This is a genomic window from Pseudomonas laurentiana (genome assembly GCF_014648275.1).
Lineage (GTDB): Bacteria > Pseudomonadota > Gammaproteobacteria > Pseudomonadales > Pseudomonadaceae > Aquipseudomonas > Aquipseudomonas laurentiana.
This window is the reverse complement of record NZ_BMQU01000020.1, coordinates 1-18,476: the sequence shown is the minus strand read 5'-3', so window position 1 is coordinate 18,476 and position 18,476 is coordinate 1. Positions and strand designations below refer to the sequence as shown.

The 18,476-nt window shown below is 60.1% G+C and carries 16 protein-coding genes and 2 pseudogenes; 6 read left to right on the top strand and 12 right to left on the bottom strand.

The genetic code is table 11. From position 1 onward, the window contains the following. Positions 1 to 7 precede the first annotated feature (7 nt). The 6 genes and pseudogenes from IE038_RS18930 to IE038_RS25375 all read left to right on the top strand — a co-directional run. Positions 8 to 265, top strand: a complete 258-nt coding sequence (locus IE038_RS18930) for a twin-arginine translocase TatA/TatE family subunit (RefSeq protein WP_163939620.1) — start codon at positions 8 to 10, stop codon at positions 263 to 265. Between the two features lie 3 nt (positions 266 to 268). Beyond that, positions 269 to 655 (top strand): Sec-independent protein translocase protein TatB, encoded by a 387-nt coding sequence (gene tatB, locus IE038_RS18925; protein ID WP_163939622.1) that lies wholly within the window; start codon positions 269 to 271, stop codon positions 653 to 655. Next, positions 652 to 1,443 carry a twin-arginine translocase subunit TatC gene (gene tatC, locus IE038_RS18920; RefSeq protein WP_163939623.1) on the top strand — a complete coding sequence of 264 codons (792 nt, stop codon included), beginning with the start codon at positions 652 to 654 and terminating at the stop codon, positions 1,441 to 1,443. The genes tatB and tatC overlap by 4 nt, the downstream gene beginning before the upstream one ends. Next, positions 1,440 to 2,147 (top strand): 16S rRNA (uracil(1498)-N(3))-methyltransferase, encoded by a 708-nt coding sequence (locus IE038_RS18915; RefSeq protein WP_189396108.1) that lies wholly within the window; start codon positions 1,440 to 1,442, stop codon positions 2,145 to 2,147. The genes tatC and IE038_RS18915 overlap by 4 nt, the downstream gene beginning before the upstream one ends. Before the next feature lie 251 nt (positions 2,148 to 2,398). Beyond that, positions 2,399 to 3,499: pseudogene (locus tag IE038_RS25380) on the top strand (methyl-accepting chemotaxis protein); the annotation flags it as partial. Beyond that, positions 3,482 to 4,232: pseudogene (locus IE038_RS25375) on the top strand (methyl-accepting chemotaxis protein); the annotation flags it as partial. The pseudogenes IE038_RS25380 and IE038_RS25375, both read left to right, overlap by 18 nt. 181 nt (positions 4,233 to 4,413) lie before the next feature. On the opposite strand, the gene IE038_RS18905 reads toward IE038_RS25375, so the two are convergent. The 12 genes from IE038_RS18905 to IE038_RS24535 all read right to left on the bottom strand — a co-directional run. Further along, positions 4,414 to 5,148, bottom strand: coding sequence for an amino acid ABC transporter ATP-binding protein (locus tag IE038_RS18905; RefSeq protein ID WP_163938451.1), 735 nt, complete (start codon positions 5,146 to 5,148; stop codon positions 4,414 to 4,416). Continuing rightward, entirely contained in the window at positions 5,141 to 6,103 is a 963-nt protein-coding gene (locus IE038_RS18900; protein ID WP_163938454.1) for an amino acid ABC transporter permease, read from the bottom strand. Before IE038_RS18900 ends, IE038_RS18905 begins: the two co-directional genes overlap by 8 nt. Before the next feature lie 74 nt (positions 6,104 to 6,177). After that, positions 6,178 to 6,975 carry a transporter substrate-binding domain-containing protein gene (locus IE038_RS18895; protein WP_163938456.1) on the bottom strand — a complete coding sequence of 266 codons (798 nt, stop codon included), beginning with the start codon at positions 6,973 to 6,975 and terminating at the stop codon, positions 6,178 to 6,180. Positions 6,976 to 7,202: 227 nt separating this feature from the next. After that, positions 7,203 to 9,776: a glucans biosynthesis glucosyltransferase MdoH gene (gene mdoH / locus IE038_RS18890; RefSeq protein WP_189396107.1), complete on the bottom strand. Its 2,574-nt coding sequence runs from the start codon at positions 9,774 to 9,776 to the stop codon at positions 7,203 to 7,205. Continuing rightward, positions 9,769 to 11,481 (bottom strand): glucan biosynthesis protein G, encoded by a 1,713-nt coding sequence (locus IE038_RS18885; protein ID WP_308425300.1) that lies wholly within the window; start codon positions 11,479 to 11,481, stop codon positions 9,769 to 9,771. The genes mdoH and IE038_RS18885 overlap by 8 nt, the downstream gene beginning before the upstream one ends. 263 nt (positions 11,482 to 11,744) lie before the next feature. Next, positions 11,745 to 12,182 (bottom strand): D-aminoacyl-tRNA deacylase, encoded by a 438-nt coding sequence (dtd, locus tag IE038_RS18880; protein WP_163937637.1) that lies wholly within the window; start codon positions 12,180 to 12,182, stop codon positions 11,745 to 11,747. Then, complete coding sequence (pip, locus tag IE038_RS18875; RefSeq protein WP_163937640.1) at positions 12,179 to 13,150, bottom strand: prolyl aminopeptidase; 972 nt, start codon at positions 13,148 to 13,150, stop codon at positions 12,179 to 12,181. Before pip ends, dtd begins: the two co-directional genes overlap by 4 nt. A 101-nt stretch (positions 13,151 to 13,251) precedes the next feature. Beyond that, positions 13,252 to 14,055 carry an N-formylglutamate deformylase gene (gene hutG, locus IE038_RS18870; protein ID WP_163937643.1) on the bottom strand — a complete coding sequence of 268 codons (804 nt, stop codon included), beginning with the start codon at positions 14,053 to 14,055 and terminating at the stop codon, positions 13,252 to 13,254. 11 nt (positions 14,056 to 14,066) lie between these two features. Further along, complete coding sequence (gene hutI / locus IE038_RS18865; protein WP_189396106.1) at positions 14,067 to 15,272, bottom strand: imidazolonepropionase; 1,206 nt, start codon at positions 15,270 to 15,272, stop codon at positions 14,067 to 14,069. A gap of 15 nt (positions 15,273 to 15,287) precedes the next feature. Beyond that, a complete protein-coding gene (locus tag IE038_RS18860) occupies positions 15,288 to 16,691 on the bottom strand; it encodes an amino acid permease (protein ID WP_189396105.1) in 1,404 nt (467 codons plus the stop codon). Positions 16,692 to 16,776: 85 nt separating this feature from the next. Next, positions 16,777 to 18,309, bottom strand: coding sequence for a histidine ammonia-lyase (gene hutH, locus IE038_RS18855; protein ID WP_163937646.1), 1,533 nt, complete (start codon positions 18,307 to 18,309; stop codon positions 16,777 to 16,779). A 67-nt stretch (positions 18,310 to 18,376) separates the two neighbouring features. Beyond that, positions 18,377 to 18,476: hypothetical protein (locus IE038_RS24535; protein ID WP_229775694.1), on the bottom strand; the 100-nt coding region annotated here is incomplete at its 5' end.

The following is an 18,476-nucleotide window of genomic DNA, read 5'->3' as shown; positions in this document are numbered from 1 at the left end:
GTGCACCATGGGTATTTTTGACTGGAAACACTGGATCGTACTGTTGGTCGTCGTGGTGCTGGTGTTCGGCACCAAGAAGCTGAAGAACTTCGGCAGCGACCTGGGCGAATCGATCAAGGGCTTTCGCAAGGCCATGAACGAGGAAGACAAGCCGGCCGACGCAGCGCCTGTCCAACCTACCCAGGCACACTCATCGCAAACCATCGACGGCCAGGCACACAAGGTCGAAGAAAGCGTCCGGCAAGAACCGGTCCGGAAGGACTAACCCATGTTCGGGATCAGCTTCTCTGAGCTGCTGCTCGTCGGCCTGGTAGCCTTGCTGGTACTTGGCCCAGAACGCCTGCCCGGCGCAGCGCGTACCGCCGGCTTGTGGATTGGTCGGCTCAAGCGCAGCTTCAATTCCATCAAGCAGGAAGTGGAACGTGAAATCGGTGCCGATGAAATTCGTCGCCAGTTGCACAACGAGCACATCCTCTCGATGGAGCAGGAAGCGCGCAAGATCCTCAATCCACAGAGCGTAGCGCCACAGCCTTTCCAGCCGCCGGCTGAAAACAGCGCCGCACAGCCAGCGCCGAGCCAGACGCCTGCTGCACCAGACGCACCTGCTGCGCCTGCGCCTCTTAACGATTCGCCACAACCGCCGCGAGCCCCATGAGCGATATCCCGGAAAACGACCAGCCAATGCCGCTGGTTTCACACCTCACCGAACTGCGCACACGCCTGTTGCGTTGTGTTGCTGCCATCTTCCTGATCTTCGCCGGGCTGTTCTCCTTCGCGCAGCAGATCTACACCCTGGTGTCGGCGCCGTTGCGCGCACACCTTCCGGCCAACGCGACGATGATCGCCACCGATGTGGCCTCCCCGTTCCTGACGCCGTTCAAGCTGACCATGATCGTCTCGCTGTTTCTGGCGATCCCGCTGATCCTGCATCAGATCTGGGGGTTTATCGCGCCCGGCCTGTATCGCCACGAAAAACGTATCGCCGTGCCCCTGCTGATATCGAGCATCCTGCTGTTCTATGCAGGCATGGCCTTCGCCTACTTTCTGGTGTTCCCACTGATTTTCGGCTTCTTTGCCAGTGCAACACCGGAAGGCGTCTCGATGATGACGGACATCGCCAGTTACCTGGACTTCGTCATGACCCTGTTCTTCGCCTTCGGCGTAGCCTTTGAAATTCCAGTGGCGGTGGTGCTGCTGGTCTGGATTGGTATCGTCGACGTCAAGTACCTGAAGAAGATTCGTCCTTACGTGATCATCGGTTGTTTCATCGTCGGCATGATCCTGACCCCGCCAGACATCTTCTCGCAAACCCTGCTGGCCGTGCCTATGTGGCTGCTGTTCGAGATTGGCGTGCTGTTCGGCAGCCTGATCCGCAAGCGCAGCGAACACCCTGAGGCACCTGAGCAAGACCACAACGACCAGCCGCCAGCGACTCAAGCGTGAACCTGCTGTTACTTGAGGAGGCCGACTTCACAGCGGCTGACCGGGTGGTGCTGGGCGACCGCCGCTTTACCCACATGCAGGAGATTCACCGGGTTGCGGTGGGCGATACCCTGCGAGTCGGTCGCCTGGGTGGCCAGATGGGCCAGGCTCAGGTGCTGCGCCTGGAGGGCCATGAGGCGGAGTTGCAGGTTACCTTCGACCAGCCGCCACCCGCCAAACTGCCGCTGACCCTGGTGCTGGCATTGCCTCGTCCCAAGATGCTACGCCGGGTGTTCCAGACCGTCGCGACCATGGGCGTACCGAAGCTGATCCTGGTCAACAGCTACCGGGTCGAGAAAAGTTTCTGGCAAACGCCGTTCCTTGAGGCCGACGCCATTCAGGAGCAGTTGATTCTCGGCCTCGAACAGGCACGCGACACCGTACTGCCCGAAGTGATCATCGAGAAGCGCTTCAAGCCGTTTGTCGAAGACCGCCTGCCAGCCATCAGTGCCAACACCCTTGGGCTGGTTGGTCACCCCGGCAATCACCCGCCCTGCCCACGCGGCCTGAACGAGCCTGTAACCCTGGCCATTGGTCCGGAAGGCGGCTGGATCCCCTATGAGGTCGATCTGCTGAGCAAGGCCGGGCTGACGCCGGTACAGCTTGGCGAACGCATACTGCGCGTGGAAACGGCCGTCACCGCATTACTTGCCAGGCTGTTCTGACGGCAGGTTTCGCCCCCCTTAAACACCGTGTTACGTCACGCCGCCCCGGGCTCTCTGCCCCTGGGCGGCGCATGCATTTAAATGAGCAAGAAAAATCTTACAAATGGCGTGAAAATCACCAAATTCATTCAAATTTAGGCGAAATTTCCTACGCCACTCACAGGTACAGGTCTGCGTTTTCCGGCCGATGAGCACAATGGCCGCGTCTCCCCCTCAAGGCGCGAAGCCCCTCATCATTCAGGAGAACCGCCATGTTCGGACCCTTGTCCCGCCTGCTTAGCAACCTGAGCGTCAAGCTCAAACTCGCCGTCGGTTTTGCCTTGGTTCTGTCGCTGACACTGGCCATTACGCTATGCGGCTGGACCGCGCTGAGCGATGCCATTGAGAGCTCTAAGCGACTGTCCAGCATTGCCCTGCTCAACGAACTCAACAAGGACCTGCGCGCCGAGCGCATCACCTTCCGGGTATTGGCTGACGATGAAAGCAAAGGTCAGGCGCTCAAGGCGCTGAGCGACATGCAGCGCTTGCTGGCGCTCATGCTGGAGCAGTTTGATGAACCCGAAGAGCTGAAAATGGTGAACGACGAGCAGCAGCTCGTGCACACCTACCAGCGCAACTTCGACACGCTGCAAAAGGCCGCCACCGACCGCACGTCGAACTTCCAAGCACTGGCAGCCCAAGAGCATCAAGTCCTTGCGACCATTGACGCCATGGAGAAGCAAGTCATGCTCCGTCAAGATTCGGAACATAACCAGACAGCTCGCTCCAGAGCACTGGCACTGCTGGAGAACCTGAGCCGACAGATCGACAGCATCAGCCAACAAAGCCAGGTGCCCGCCTACATGTCCAACCCTCTCAGCGCCTTTGCCAGCGTCGGCAATCAGGCGCTGGCAACTGCCGAGTCAGTCCTTGGCCAGCTAGGCCCGGCACTGGCACAACTTGGGCTGACCGACACCTCGGCGCTACAGGCAAGCCGAACTGCAGTCAGTCGATATGGCCAGGTACTGGATCAGTACCGCAATGCAGCCATTGCGGTTGAAAATGTACAGGGTGACCTGGATACCCTTGGCAAGCAGATGCGTGAAGTTGGCCAACGCCTGACAGACCATGAAGTCAGCGTGCAGAACGAAGAAGCACATGCCGCACAAGCAACCCTCAGCAGCGTCTCCGGGCTGGCACTCGTGGTCGGTGTACTGGCCGCATGGCTCATCACCCTGCAGATCACCACCCCGCTCAGGCACACCCTTGAGCTGGCTGAGCGAATTGCCCAGGGGGACCTGAGCAGCAACAGTGAAGTGACGCGCCAGGACGAAATGGGCCAACTGCAACGTAGCATGCACCGCATGACCTTGAGCCTGCGCGAGTTGATCGGCGGTATCGGTCATAGCGCCTCTCAATTGTCAGATGCCGTTCAAACGCTGTCCGCCGTGGCCGCACAGACACACGGTGGCGTCAGCAGCCAAAAGGAAGAAACCGATCAGGTAGCGACCGCCATGAACCAGATGGCAGCAACGGTGCAAGAAGTAGCCCGCAATGCCGAGCAGGCCTCGGCAGCGGCCGGGAATGCCGACCATCAGGCCCAACTGGGCGATCAGGTCGTGGCTGAAGCGGTCGCTCAAATCGAACAGCTGGCTGATCAAGTCAACCGCTCCATCCAGGCGATGGGCCAGTTAGCGCAGGAAAGCGAGCGTATTGGCAGCATTCTGGATGTGATCAAGTCGGTCTCGGAGCAGACCAACCTGCTGGCATTGAATGCCGCCATCGAGGCTGCCCGGGCAGGTGAGGCTGGACGCGGCTTCGCCGTGGTTGCCGATGAAGTCCGAGGGCTTGCGCAACGCACGCAGCAATCCACCGAGGAAATCGAGGAACTGATCGCCAACCTTCACAACGGTACCGCTCAGGTTGTTGAACTGCTCGACAGCAGCAGGAACCTGACCCAGGACAGCGTTGCCCTCAGCAGAAAAGCCGGCGCGGCCCTGACCCAGATCGCTCACAGCATCTCGAACATCCAGGGCATGAACCAGCAGATTGCTACGGCCAGCGAAGAGCAAAGCGCAGTCGCCGAGGAGATCAACCGCAATGTGATCAATGTTCGCGATGTTGCCGAGGAAACAGCCTCAGCCAGCACACTGATCACCCAATCGAGCACGGAACTACAGAAACTGGGCAATCAACTGACCACAATGGTCGGCCGATTCGGCGTGTGACCCTGACGGGGAACAACATCGGTGTATGAGGGCTGGAACCAGCCCTCATGACGCAAGCACTACAACACCTGACGCAGGAACGCCTGGGCGCGCAGGTCCTTTGGCGAGGTAAAGAACGACTCGGGCGGCGAATCCTCCAGTAGCTTGCCATGATCGAAGAACAGCACCCGATCCGCCACCTCACGGGCAAAGCCCATTTCGTGAGTAACGCAGACCATGGTCATGCCTTCCAGGGCCAGGGTCTTCATCACGTCGAGTACTTCTCCGACCATTTCCGGGTCGAGGGCCGAGGTCGGTTCGTCGAACAGCATCACTTTGGGGTCCATCGAGAGCGCTCGGGCAATCGCCACACGCTGTTGCTGACCACCCGAGAGCCTGGAGGGATACTCGTTGGCCTTCTGGCCAATACCGACCTTCTCCAGCAACGCCCTTGCCTTGGCTTCACGCTCTTGCTTGCTGCGCTTGCGCACGACCTTCTGTGCCAGGCACAGGTTCTCCAGCACGGTCATGTGCGGGAACAGGTTGAAGTGCTGGAACACCATGCCGACTTCACGGCGGTAAGCGTTGATGTCGGTTTTCGGGTCGTTCAACTGCAGACCGTCAATGGCCACAGAACCTTCGTCAAAGCTTTCCAGGCCGTTGAGGCAACGCAGAAAGGTCGATTTACCCGAACCCGAAGGACCGAGTACCACCAACACTTCGCCTTTGGCTACGTTGGTGCTGACATGATCGACAGCCCGCACCACCTGACCGCGGGTATCGAAGACTTTTACCAGATCGCGAACTTCAATCACTTTGCGCGAGCCTCCGTTCAAGCCGGCTGGCGAAATGCGACAGCGGCAGGTTGATCAGCAGGTACAGGCCGGCAACACAGAACCAGATCTCGAAGGTCGAGAACGAGGTCGTAATTGCCTCGCGGCCACTCTTGGTCAGCTCGGTAATCGCAATGACCGAAACCAGCGAGGTGTCTTTGACCAGGCTGATAAATTGCCCTGCCAGCGGCGGCAGGACACGCTTGAATGCCTGCGGCAGCACCACATGGCGCATCGACTGGCTGGCACTCAGCCCCAGCGAACGGGCAGCTTCGCTCTGACCACGGGCAATCGACTGAACCCCGGCACGCACGATCTCGGCCACGTAAGCACCCGTGAACAGCGCCAGAGCGGCTACCCCGGCAAACTCCCGAGACAGGTTGAGCACTGTGCCGATGAAGAAGTAGAAAATGAATATCTGCACCAACAACGGCGTTCCACGCACCAACTCGACATACACCGTTGAGAGATCGCGCAGGGTCGGGTTGTTCGAGAGTCGGCACAAACCGGCAACCAGGCCAACCAACAGGCCCAGCACACCGGAGGCCAGCGAAATCCAGACGGTGGTCCACAGCCCCCAGGCCAACGGCCCGGCGGTCCAGTGTCGGGTGACACCGATCAGGTCGCCTTCGGCGACATCGTCGCCCTTGGACAGTTGCAGGCTGCTCTGCTCAACATCCAGAACCTGCTCGCCGCCGTCTTCGTCACGCAGGATGACCTTGGCCATGCTGCCCTGCTGCACGATGGCTTCGACCTTGCCATAGCCTGCCGCGCGTTGCGCCTCTTCAGCCTGGTAAGCAAAATATTGTGGCACCCGACTCCAGCGCCACTCGTAGGAAATCACCGAGGTCGCGTAATACAGGCTGACGGCCAGGCCGACCAGCACCAATGCGGTCAGCCCGTGCCATGGCCACTGAGCTTTCTTGTGTTTAATCACGAAAGGTAGTTCCGTAAAAGCGAACGCGCAGGACAAGCCTGCGCGTCAGGTTTCAAGCCAGTCGAACGACAGCCTTATTCCATGTCCTTGAGCCAAGCGGTGTCTTTGAACCACTTGTCATGGATACGTTTGTAGGTGCCGTCGTTGTGGATCTGGTGCAGGTAGTTGTTGATCCAGTTGATGCTGTCGTAGTCGCCCTTCTTCAGGCCAAAGGCCAGCGGCTCATAGGTGAACGGTTCATCCAGGAACAGCAGCTTGCCAGCACCGGCCTTGTTCACAGCGACCACGTTGTAGGGTGCATCGTAGATGAACGCATCAGCTTTGCCGTTGACCACGTCCATTACGGCTTCCTGCTCGTTGTCGTAGCCGTGGTACTTGGCTTTACCGATCAGCTTCTTGGCAACCATCTCACCGGTGGTGCCCACCTTGGAGGTGATGCGGTATTCGTCGGTGTTCAGGTCTTTATAGGATTTGACCTTGTCTGCGAGTTCCTTGCGGATCAGCAGGGTCTGGCCGACCACGATGAAGGGTTCGCTGAAGTTCAGACGCAGGTTGCGCTCCTGAGTCAGGGTCATGCCACTGCCGATCATGTCGAATTTGTCAGTCAGAAGCGCCGGGATGATACCGTCGTAGCTGGTAGACACCAGCTCCAGCTTGACGCCCATGGCCTTGGCCATGGCTTTGAGCAGGTCGACTTCGAAGCCGATGATTTCACCACGCTTGTTGGTCATCTCGAACGGCATGTAGGTGGGGTCCATACCCACGCGCAGCGTACCGCGCTTGACCGCGTCATCGATTGCGCCGGCCTGGGCGGTTGCCACTGCAGCCAGTGCCGCGACGCCAGCCAGCAGCATCGACAGGTACTTTTTCATCATCACCAGATCCCCCAACAGAAAAGCTCGAATTTTATTGTGATCGCAGGTCGCCCACATGGACGACGCTCTGTATCGAAGGCGCGATCCTACCCCATGCGCCGCAAGGCACATATAGGCGATCAGCACTTTGTGACGTGTTGCCGGCAGAAACGACATCGCCGGCAGACCCAACTCCCGTGGTGGGAGCTGGACGTGCCGGCGATGGTTTCAGCGCAGCTCAACGATCAGGCATTGGCCAGCGGTGAAGGCTCCTGCGACTGAGGGTGCAAGGGCAACAGTGGCGAGTGCGGGTCATTGGCAATCGACTGCCGCCAAACGTCCAGCCACGCAGCACTCTGCTCGACCCAGACACGCTCATGCAGGCGTGACAGCGCAACAGGGTCACTGAGCAATGCCAATCGGGTCGAGCCGTCGAGTGCGTCAGGGCCGGCCTCCAGCGCCTTGGCCACTCGCTCGGCACGCAGGGCCTCGATCGGTGCGGCAACACCGTGACGCGCCGTCGCCAACGCACACGCCAGGGCATTCTGCTGTGGATCAACCACTGCCCGGACAAACCCGTCATTCAGTGCATGCCAACGGTTTTCGTGGGTGTACTGATCGGTCGCCAGCAACTCATGCGGCGTAGCGTATTCCTCGGGAATCAGGAACAGGCTTTCATCCTTGGCGCGCAGGCCCAGGTTGACCCGGCTGGAGATCACTGAAACCGGGATCGACAGCATCAGCGAACCGACAATCGGCACCAGCCACCAGAGGAAGCTCGGGTTAAGCCACGCCACCAACAGTGCCCAGGCAACGCCCAGCAAGGTTTGAGGACCATGCCGACGAACGGCCTCGCTCCAAGGCGTGGAGTCGTCGTCACGCTGCGGTGAATTCCAGGTTGCCGCCCAGCCCAGGAACGCAGCCAGCACGAAACGGGTGTGGAAGATCATCCGCACAGGCGCCAGCAGCATGGAGAACAGCATCTCCAGCAGCATCGACAGCGTCACCTTGAAACGACCACCGAACTCCTTGGCACCCTTGGCCCAGATCAGAATGATGCTGAGCAGCTTGGGCAGGAACAACAGCACAATGGTCGTCGAGAACAGCGCAATGGCTTTTTCCGGGTGCCATTGAGGCCAGAGCGGATAGAGCTGACGCGGCTCCAGGAAGTACTGCGGCTCCATCAAGGTGTTGGTCGCCAACAGCGCAGTCGACAGCACCAGGAAGAAGAACCACAGCGGTGCCGACAGGTAGGACATCACCCCTGTGAGGAACACGGCACGGTGCACAGGGTGCATACCCTTGACCAGGAACAGGCGGAAGTTCATCAGGTTGCCGTGGCACCAGCGCCGGTCGCGCTTGAGCTCGTCGAGCAGGTTTGGCGGCAATTCTTCGTAGCTGCCCGGCAGATCGTAGGCGATCCACACGCCCCAACCCGCACGGCGCATCAACGCCGCTTCAACGAAGTCGTGGGAGAGGATCGCACCGGCGAAGGCACCTTTACCCGGCAACGGCGCCAGGGCGCAGTGCTCGATGAATGGCTTCATCCGGATGATTGCGTTGTGTCCCCAGTAATGCGACTCACCGAGCTGCCAGAAGTGCAGGCCGGCAGTGAACAGCGGGCCATAGACGCGGGTAGCGAACTGCTGCATGCGCGCATACAGAGTGTCCATGCCCGAGGCTTTTGGCGCAGTCTGGATGATACCGGCGTCCGGATTGGCTTCCATCAACCGCACCAGGCTGGTGAGGCATTCGCCACTCATTACGCTGTCGGCATCGAGTACGACCATGTAACGGTAGTCCCCACCCCAACGACGGCAGAAGTCGTCAAGGTTGCCGCTCTTGCGCTTCACTCGGCGACGGCGACGGCGGTAGAAGATTCGCCCAAAGCCTTTGGCCTCGCGGCAAACCTCCAGCCAGGCCTGTTGCTCGGCCACGGCAATGTCGGTGTCGTTGGTATCACTGAGCACAAAGAAATCGAAACGGTCGAGATCGCCCGTCGCGGCCACCGACTCGAAGGTCGCCCGCAGCCCGGCAAACACACGCGGAACGTCTTCGTTACAGATCGGCATGACGATCGCCGTACGCGCCTGGGGCGCAATCGGCTCGTTACCGGCACTGCTGCCGGAGATACGGTACTTGTCGCGCCCGGTCAGCAGTTCCAGGAAGCCCATCAAGGCGGTCCAGAAACCCGCGGATACCCAGCAGAAGAGGATACCGAACAAAATCAGGATGCTGGTCTGCAGCGCATACGGCCAAACCTGCTGGACAGTGGTCAGCAGCGGCTGGTTCAAGACCTCGTCCAGTTCGACGAACGACCAGCCCTGGTAAGGCAGGATGCCCTTCATGTACCAACCGGCGACGATGGTCTGCCCCAGCATCAGCGTTAGCAGGATATAGCGGCGCAACGAACCGACCCACCGCCAGCGCGCTGCCGGTAGATCGCGTTTTTCAGGTGCGGGGGCGTTTGTCCGGCCGGTCAAACGGCGCCAGGCGCGGATCAGGATGTTAGTCCGCCACGGCTCAGGAACCACCCGTGTGCGGCGAATCGGTGGAGTAGCTTTCAGGCACAACCGACCGCTGGCATCGAGGCCGAGCATTTCGGCCTCTTCCAGTTCCTCAGCCGTACCCAGGGTCAAGCGACCGGCAACCGACGCCTGGGCGGCCTCGGCCTCCCCGGCAGACGGTTGTGCGGACAAGCGTTGATGCAGCTCGCTGAACGAGGTGCAGCTGGCCAGTTCGGCCCGCTGCTCGTCGCTCAGTGGCAGGTGTTCCAGGTATTCGCTCAGCGACCCTGGTTGTGCAGAGTGTTTACTCATCGGCAGGCAACTGATAGCTCCAGGTTTCGGTCAGGACTTGTTCGGTCGTGGCCGGCGCCGTGGTGGTGGATGCCGCGTCGGCGGCTGGCTGTGCGGCCGCTTTCTCGGCCTTGTCTTTGGCCTGCTTGGCAGCGGCTTTTTCCTGCTTGGTCGGCTTGGCCGGCTCTACAGGAACGTCACGTACCAGCGCAGCACGCATTTCGGTGGACTTGTTCGGGTCCTTGACCTTGAACCGCAAGGTCAGGCGCCAGCCCTGGATTTCCGGGTTGTAGCGCAGGTTGTTCTCAACCAGCTCACCGTTGTCGCCAAGGCTGACCTGGCTACGTACAGCGGTGTCTGCCGGCAGTGCCTTGAGCACCGGGCCTTCGAAATCGACCAGGAAGGCCACGCTACCATCAGGCTGACGAATCAGGTTGGATTGCTTGACGTCACCGGTCGAACGCAGGGTCTGCTTGACCCAACCCAGCTTCGGCGAATGCAGTTCAGACTCATCTATAGTCCAATGCAGGCGATACTCGAACTCGGCAGCAGTGCCAGGCTCAGGCAATTTTTCCGGACTCCAGAACGCAACAATGTTGTCGTTGGTTTCGTCGGCGGTAGGAATCTCCACCAGGTCGACAGTGCCCTTGCCCCAATCGCCAACAGGCTCGATCCAGGCGCTTGGACGCTTCTGGTAGTTGTCGTCCAGGTCCTCGAACTGACTGAACTCACGCTGGCGCTGCAGCAGGCCGAAACCACGTGGGTTCTCCACGCTGAAGTTGCTGACGGCCAGGTGTTTCGGGTTGTTCAGTGGGCGCCACAGCCACTCACCGTTGCCGGCATGAATCGACAGGCCTTCAGAGTCGTGCAGGGCCGGACGGTAATTGAGCACCTTCGATGGCTGGTTGCCACCGAACAGGAACATGCTGGTCAGCGGGGCAATGCCCAGACGGCTGACATGGTCACGCAAGAACACCTTGGACTTGACGTCGACAATGGTGTCGCTGCCCGGACGCAGGGTCAGACGGTAGGCACCGGTGGAACGCGGCGAGTCGAGCAACGCATAGATGACCAACTGCTTGTCGGTCGCCTTTGGACGCTCGACCCAGAACTCGGTAAACCGCGGGAACTCTTCACCGGACGGCAGCGCGGTGTCGATAGCCAGGCCACGGGCAGACAGGCCATAGGATTGGCCCTTGCCGACGACGCGGAAATAGCTGGCGCCCAGCAAGGTCATGATCTCGTCTTGCTTATCCGCCTTGTTGATCGGGTACAACACGCGGAAACCGGCGTAGCCGAGCTTCTCAGTGGCCTTGCTGTCAAAGCTCAGGTCACCGAAGTCAAAGCGACTGGCGTCGTACTTGATCTCGTGGACTTTGCTGCCAACGACTTCGTTGATCGTCACAGGCGTGTCGAAGTGCATGCCCTGGTGATAGAAGGACAGCTTGAAAGGCGTCTTGGCCTTGGCCCATTCGGCCTTGTCTTCACGGAAGCGGATTTTCTGATAGTCCGCGAACTTCATGTCGCGGAACACCGCTGGCAGGTTGCTTTTCGGCGCTTCGTACTTCTGCCCGGCAAGATCCTTCGCCTTGGCCGCTACATCGTCAAGGTTGAACGCCCAGAGCTGGCCTGCGCCGAGCAGGCAGACGAGTGCCGAGCCGGCTGCCAGAGCCTTGCGCAGCCGATTGCCAGGAGTTCTTGGTGCATTACAGGGACTTACAATCACGAGCAACCCTCGCCGAAAACAGATCAAAGAACCAACGGCCAGCCATCGTTTGCCGGGTTGGCGAGCACTGTTCGGACTCCGAAAGGGCGTAATGATTCCCTAAGCGGCGTCAGACAGTTCTCAAGTTAAAGTAAAACTAATCGGCGAACGCCGATCTTGGTAGCGCGCGATTATCTAGCAGGCCGCGCTACAACGCATCAGGGCAACACAACTATTTATGCTAGAACCCTCCTTTTTTCCTGCAAAAAAGGAGGTTTTCAGCCTTATATTTGTAACATAAATGTTACGGGGCCATCATTGACCAGGTGCACCTGCATATCAGCACCGAAACGCCCGCTTTCAACTGTAGCGTGCAACGCCCTCGCCTGTCCCAGCAAGTACTCGAAAAGCTCAGCCCCCAACGCCGGCGGGGCTGCGCTGGAGAAGCTCGGGCGCAATCCGCTCTGGGTGTCGGCAGCCAGGGTGAACTGCGAGACCAGCAGCAGGCCACCCTGAATGTCCTTGAGCGACAGGTTCATCTTGCCCTGTTCATCGCTGAACACACGGTAATTGAGCAGTTTGTGCAGCAACTTGTCGGCGTGGGCGCGGGTATCGCCGGGCTCGACCGCCACCAGCACCAGCAATCCCTGGTCGACCGCCCCGACAATCTCTGCGCCAACCTCAACGCGTGCGCTACGCACGCGCTGCAACAAGCCCTTCACGCTTCTTCCAGTGGCAAGTCCAGCAAACGCCGGGCCATCTGGTCGGCGGCACGTACCAGTGCATCGGTAATGCCCGGCTCAGATGCCGCGTGTCCCGCATCGCGAATCACCTTCAGCTCACTGTTTGGCCAGGCCTGATGAAGCTCCCAGGCATTATCCAGTGGACAGATGACATCATAACGACCATGCACGATCACCGCTGGCAGGTGGGCGATCTTCGGCATGTCGCGAATCAGTTGGTCGGGTTTAAGGAATGCATTGTTCATAAAATAATGGCATTCGATCCGCGCAATGGACAGCGCGCGCTGGGGCTCAGAGAAGCGGTCGACCACCAGCGGGTTGGGCCGCAGGGTGGCGGTACGCCCTTCCCAGGTCGACCAGGCCTTGGCGGCATGCATCTGTGCGATCTGATCGTTGCCGGTAAGGCGCTTGTGGAAGGCCTGGACCAGGTTGCCGCGCTCCTCGACGGGAATCGGCGCAATATAGTCCTGCCAATAGTCGGGGAACAGACGGCTGGCACCGGCCTGGTAGAACCACTCGATTTCCTGTGGGCGACACAGAAAGATGCCGCGCAGGATCAAACCGTGAACGCGCTCGGGGTGAGTCTGGGCGTAGGCCAGGGCCAGGGTCGATCCCCAGGAGCCCCCGAAGACCACCCACTTGTCGATACCCAAGTGCTTGCGAATGCGCTCAAGGTCCTCGACCAAATGCCAGGTGGTGTTGTTTTCAAGGCTTGCGTGAGGGGTCGAGCGCCCGCAGCCGCGCTGATCGAAGGTAATGATGCGATAAAGGGTAGGGTCGAAATAGCAGCGACTCTGTGCATCACACCCTGCTCCCGGACCACCGTGGATAAACACCACCGGCAACCCCTCGGGCGAACCGCTCTCGTCGACATACAGCACATGCGGCGCCTCCACGGCCAGATCGTGTCGGGCGTAGGGTTTGATCTGCGGGTACAAGGTCTGCATTACGCACTCCGTGTGGGGGAATTATTCTGCCGTTGGGCATCATAAACCCGAATTGCGCTTTGAGCATGCCCCCCGCAGCATCTGGCACCGCATAAAACCGTTTAGACCGCGTAGTGCGCCTTGCCCCAGGCCACTACTGCGTTGAGCAGGTTTTCCAGCACCTGCCGGGTTGGCGCCGCCAGGTCTTCGCGGTAATGGAACGGCTCGACCTCTTCCATATAGGTACTCTGCGCCAACTCCAGTTGTACCGCATGAATGTGCTTGGCCGGGTCACCATAATGACGGGTGATATGCCCGCCCTTGAAGCGTCCGTTCAGCACATGGCTGTAACCCTTGGCTGAAGCGCACACTGCCTGCAACTGCTCGGCGAGCTGCGGATGACAGCTGGCCCCATTGAACGTACCCAGATTGAAGTCCGGCAGCGTACCGTCGAACAGGTGGGGGACGTGTGAACGGATCGAGTGAGCATCCCACAGTAGTGCATAGCCGAACTGCTCGCGCAGACGGGCCAGTTCCTGGCGCAACGTGTCGTGATACGGCCGCCAGATACGCTCAAGGTAATCAGTACGTTCGAGTGCCGATGGCACCAACCCGTCCTTGAACAACGGCGTACCGTCGAACAGGGTGGCCGGGTACAGCCCGGTGGTAGCACCGACATACAGCGGCTTGTCATCGTCTGGACGATTGAGGTCGATGACAAACCGTGAGTATTCGGCAGAAACGACGCTGGCACCCATGCTCACAGCGAAGTCATACAGCCGTGGAATGTGCCAATCGGTATCCGGCAGACTGCGTGCCGGTTCGATCAGGCCGGCTTCGACTGCCGGCGTCAACCGCACGCCGGCATGCGGCATGCTGATCAACAGCGGCAAGGTACCTTGGTGAAAGCTCAGAACCTTATCCATAAAGACACTCTTCAAAAATGGGTTTCACGGCCGTGGCGAATGACCCGCTTGGGCAGGTCGCCGCCCAACCAGTAAGAAAGGTCGGCAGGTCGCTCGATGTCCCAGGCAATGAAATCGGCAACTTTGCCCACTTCCAGCGACCCGTGACTGCCTTGCAGCCCAAGGGCATTGGCGGCATGCAGGGTCACCCCGGCCAAGGCTTCTTCCGGGGTCATGCGGAACAGCGTGCAGGCCATGTTCATCATCAAACGCAACGACAGCCCCGGCGAGGTGCCTGGGTTGAGGTCGGTGGCAATGGCGATTTTCACGCCGTGCTTGCGCAAGGCGTCCATCGGTGGCAACTGGGTTTCACGCAGGAAGTAGAAGGCGCCTGGCAACAACACCGCGACAGTACCGGCAGCCGCCATGGCCATCGCGTCCTCTTCGGTCATGAACTCCAGGTGATCCGCTGACAATGCCTGATAGCGCGCCGCCAGGCTGGAACCGTGCAACGATGACAGTTGCTCGGCATGCAGCTTGACCGGCAGGCCCAATTCACGCGCTTTTATAAACACCCGCTCGACCTGAGCCGGGGAAAACGCCAGGTATTCGCAGAACGCATCCACGGCGTCGACCAGCCCCTCACCGGCCAGAGCCGGGAGCATTTCGGTGCAGATGTGTTCGATGTAGTCGTCTGCACGACCAGCGAACTCCGGCGGCATGGCATGCGCCGCCAGGCAGGTACCGCGCACCGTCACCGGCAATTCAGCGCCCAGCCGACGAATGACCCGGAGCAACTTGCGCTCACTGGCCAGGTCCAGGCCATACCCGGACTTGATTTCAACCGTGGTCACGCCATCGCGCAGCAAGGCCTGCAGGCGTTGCCGGGCGCTGGCGTACAACTGCTCTTCCGTGGCAGCGCGCGTAGCCCGCACAGTGCTGGCGATACCGCCGCCCTGAGCGGCGATATCGGCATAGCTGGCACCTTGCAAGCGTTGCTCGAACTCGTTACTGCGGTTACCACCGAACACGGTGTGGGTGTGGCAGTCGATCAGGCCTGGAGTCACCCAGGCACCGTTTAGCTCGACCACCCTGGCATCTGCCGTGGCCGGCAGGGACTGGCGCGGACCGATCCACTCGATCCGCTCACCGGACGTCAGTATCGCCGCATCCTCGATAATCGAGTAAGCGCCTTGCGCCATGCTTGCCACATGGCAGTGCTGCCAGAGGGTTTTCATGCACAGTCTCCGTGACTATCGTTGAGTGTTGGCCATTACCTGGGCAGACGCCGCAACCGCGCGCGGCTTGCACCAGAGCAGGTAAGAGGCGACCAGGAACACGACCCAGACCACACCGACGATCAGCGCTGCCTGTGTATCCGGGAAATAACCCAGTACGCCGAAAATGAACACCATGAAGGCAATCGCCGCCGCAGGGCCATAAGGCCAGAACGGTACCGGGAACTTCAATTGCGCGGCTTCCTCACGGCTCATGCTGCGGCGCATGGCCACTTGAGTCACCAGAATCATCAACCAGACCCATACCGTGGCAAAGGTGGCAATGGAAGCAATCAGCAGGAAGACGTTTTCCGGAATCAGGTAGTTGAGCACTACGCCGCTCAGCAGTGCCACACCCATGACCAGCACGGTCATCCATGGCACACCTTGACGGGAAACCTTGGCGAAGCCCTTCGGCGCCTGCCCTTGCTGAGCCAGGCCATACATCATGCGCCCTGCCGCAAAGATATCGCTGTTGATCGCCGATACCGCCGCCGAGATCACCACAATGTTCAGCACAGCCGCAGCCGAACCGATCCCCAGATTACTGAAAATCTGCACGAACGGGCTGCCTTGGGTACCGATCTGCGGCCACGGGTAGAGGCACATCAGGACGAACAGGGTCAGCACATAGAACAGCAGAATCCGCAGCGGAACAGCGTTGATCGCCTTAGGCAATACATGCTGAGGGTCTTTCGCTTCGCCTGCGGTGATACCGATGATCTCGATACCGCCAAAGGCAAACATCACCACGGCAAACGAGGCAATCAGGCCGCTCACACCATTGGGCATGAAGCCGCCGTGAGCCGTCAGATTGGCGATACCACTGACCGTGTCGCCGTTGGCGCTGCCCAGCCCGAAGAGCATGATGCCGAAGCCGGCCAGGATCATCGCGACAATCGCAACGACCTTGAGCAGCGACAGCCAGAACTCCATTTCACCGTAGACCTTGACGTTGCACAGGTTCAGCCCACCGATCAGGAAGACAATACCCAGCACCCAGATCCAGCGTGCGACTTCGGGGAACCAGAAGCCCATGTAAATGCCGAAGGCCGTTACGTCGGCCAAACAGACAATGACCATTTCAAAGGCGTAGGTCCAGCCGAGCACGAACCCGGCCATCGGCCCCAGGTAGGTGGAGGCATATTGACCGAACGAACCCGAAACCGGGTTGTGTACGGCCATTTCCCCCAGAGCGCGCATGACCATGAACACCGCGGCGCCGCCGATCAGGTACGCCAGCAGTACGGCCGGGCCCGCCATCTGGATCGCCGAAGCAGAGCCGTAGAACAGGCCCGTACCAATGGCCGATCCCAGGGCCATGAAACGGATATGGCGAGCTGTTAGCCCGCGTTTGAGTCCTTGCGATTGAGATTGCATTTCGCGGTCCTGATTATTTTTGTAGGCGAAAAGCGGTACGAGCCCTTTCGGGCCCGTACGGCAAAGGCGAGATCAGTCGAACCGGTCAGAGGCTCGGCAGAACGCCGGCAGGCAGCAGACCGTTCAAGTGCCCTTCAGCCAGCAAGGCGCTGGCCGCTTCGATGTCCGGCGCGAAGAACCGGTCCTTGTCGTAGTAGGCAACCTTGCTGCGCAACAACTGACGGGCCGTTTCCAGCTTCGGCGAGGTTTTCAGCCCTTCACGCAGGTCCAGGCCCTGGCAAGCGGCCAGCCATTCCACCGCAAGGATGCCGCGAACGTTGTCGGCCATTTCCCAGAGACGCTTGCCAGCAGCCGGCGCCATCGACACGTGGTCTTCCTGGTTAGCGGAGGTCGGCAGGCTGTCGACACTGTGCGGATGGGCCAGGGCCTTGTTCTCGCTGGCCAGCGCTGCTGCGGTGACCTGCGCGATCATGAAGCCGGAGTTGACCCCGCCATTGGCCACCAGGAACGGTGGCAACTGCGACATGTGCTTGTCCATCATCAGCGAGATACGGCGCTCGCTCAGCGAGCCGATCTCGGCAATGGCCAAGGCCATGTTGTCGGCAGCCATGGCCACCGGCTCGGCGTGGAAGTTGCCGCCGGAGATCACATCGCCCTCTTTGGCAAATACCAGTGGGTTGTCCGATACGGCGTTGGCCTCGATCACCAATACTTCAGCCGCCTGACGGAACTGGGTCAGGCAAGCGCCCATGACCTGGGGCTGGCAACGCAGCGAGTATGGATCCTGGACCTTGCCGCAATTTTCATGGGACGCCGAGACTTCACTGCCGTCACCCAGCAGGTCGCGGTAGCAGGCCGCTGCGTCGATTTGACCACGCTGACCACGGGCCGCGTGAATCCGCGGATCGAAAGGTGAACGCGAACCGAGTACAGCTTCGACGGTCAGGCCACCGCAGGCCATGGCCGCAGCGAACAAGTCTTCACCCTGGAACAGGCCACGCAGCGCGTAGGCCGTGGACGCCTGGGTGCCGTTGAGCAGGGCCAGGCCCTCCTTGGCAGCCAGGGTCAGCGGCTCAAGCCCTGCCACTGCCAGTGCCTCGGTTGCCGACAGCCACTGGCCTTTGTAGCGAGCCTTGCCTTCACCCAGCAGGACCAGCGACATGTGCGCCAACGGCGCCAGGTCACCAGATGCACCCACCGACCCCTTGAGTGGGATGTGCGGGTAAACCTCAGCGTTGATCAGTGCGATCAGCGCATCGATGACCTTGCGGCGGATGCCAGAGAAACCACGGCTCAGGCTGTTGACCTTGAGCACCATGATCAGGCGCACCAGCTCATCGCAGATTGGCTCGCCGACACCTGCGGCGTGAGACAGCACCAGCGAACGCTGCAGGTTTTCCAGGTCATGGCTGGCGATACGGGTCGATGCCAACAAGCCAAAACCCGTGTTGATGCCGTAGGCGGTACGGTTCTCCGCAAGAATCTGCTCGACGCAGGCAACGCTGTCGTCGATCTGCTGGTCGGCGCTGGCATCCAGCTTCAGTTTCAGCGGGTTCTTGTAGATGGCACGCAGCTGAGCCAAGGTCAGGGTGCCAGGCTTCAGGGTCAATTCAGTCACGTTGTTGCTCCGCTACAGAGAGGCGATTACGCCTGTCGTTAATTCAGTATCAACCATTGCGCGCCAATCAGCGCGTAATCATCGGCAGGTTCAGGCCTTGTTCTTTGGCGCAATCGATGGCGATCTGATAACCGGCATCGGCATGACGCATGACGCCAGTCGCCGGG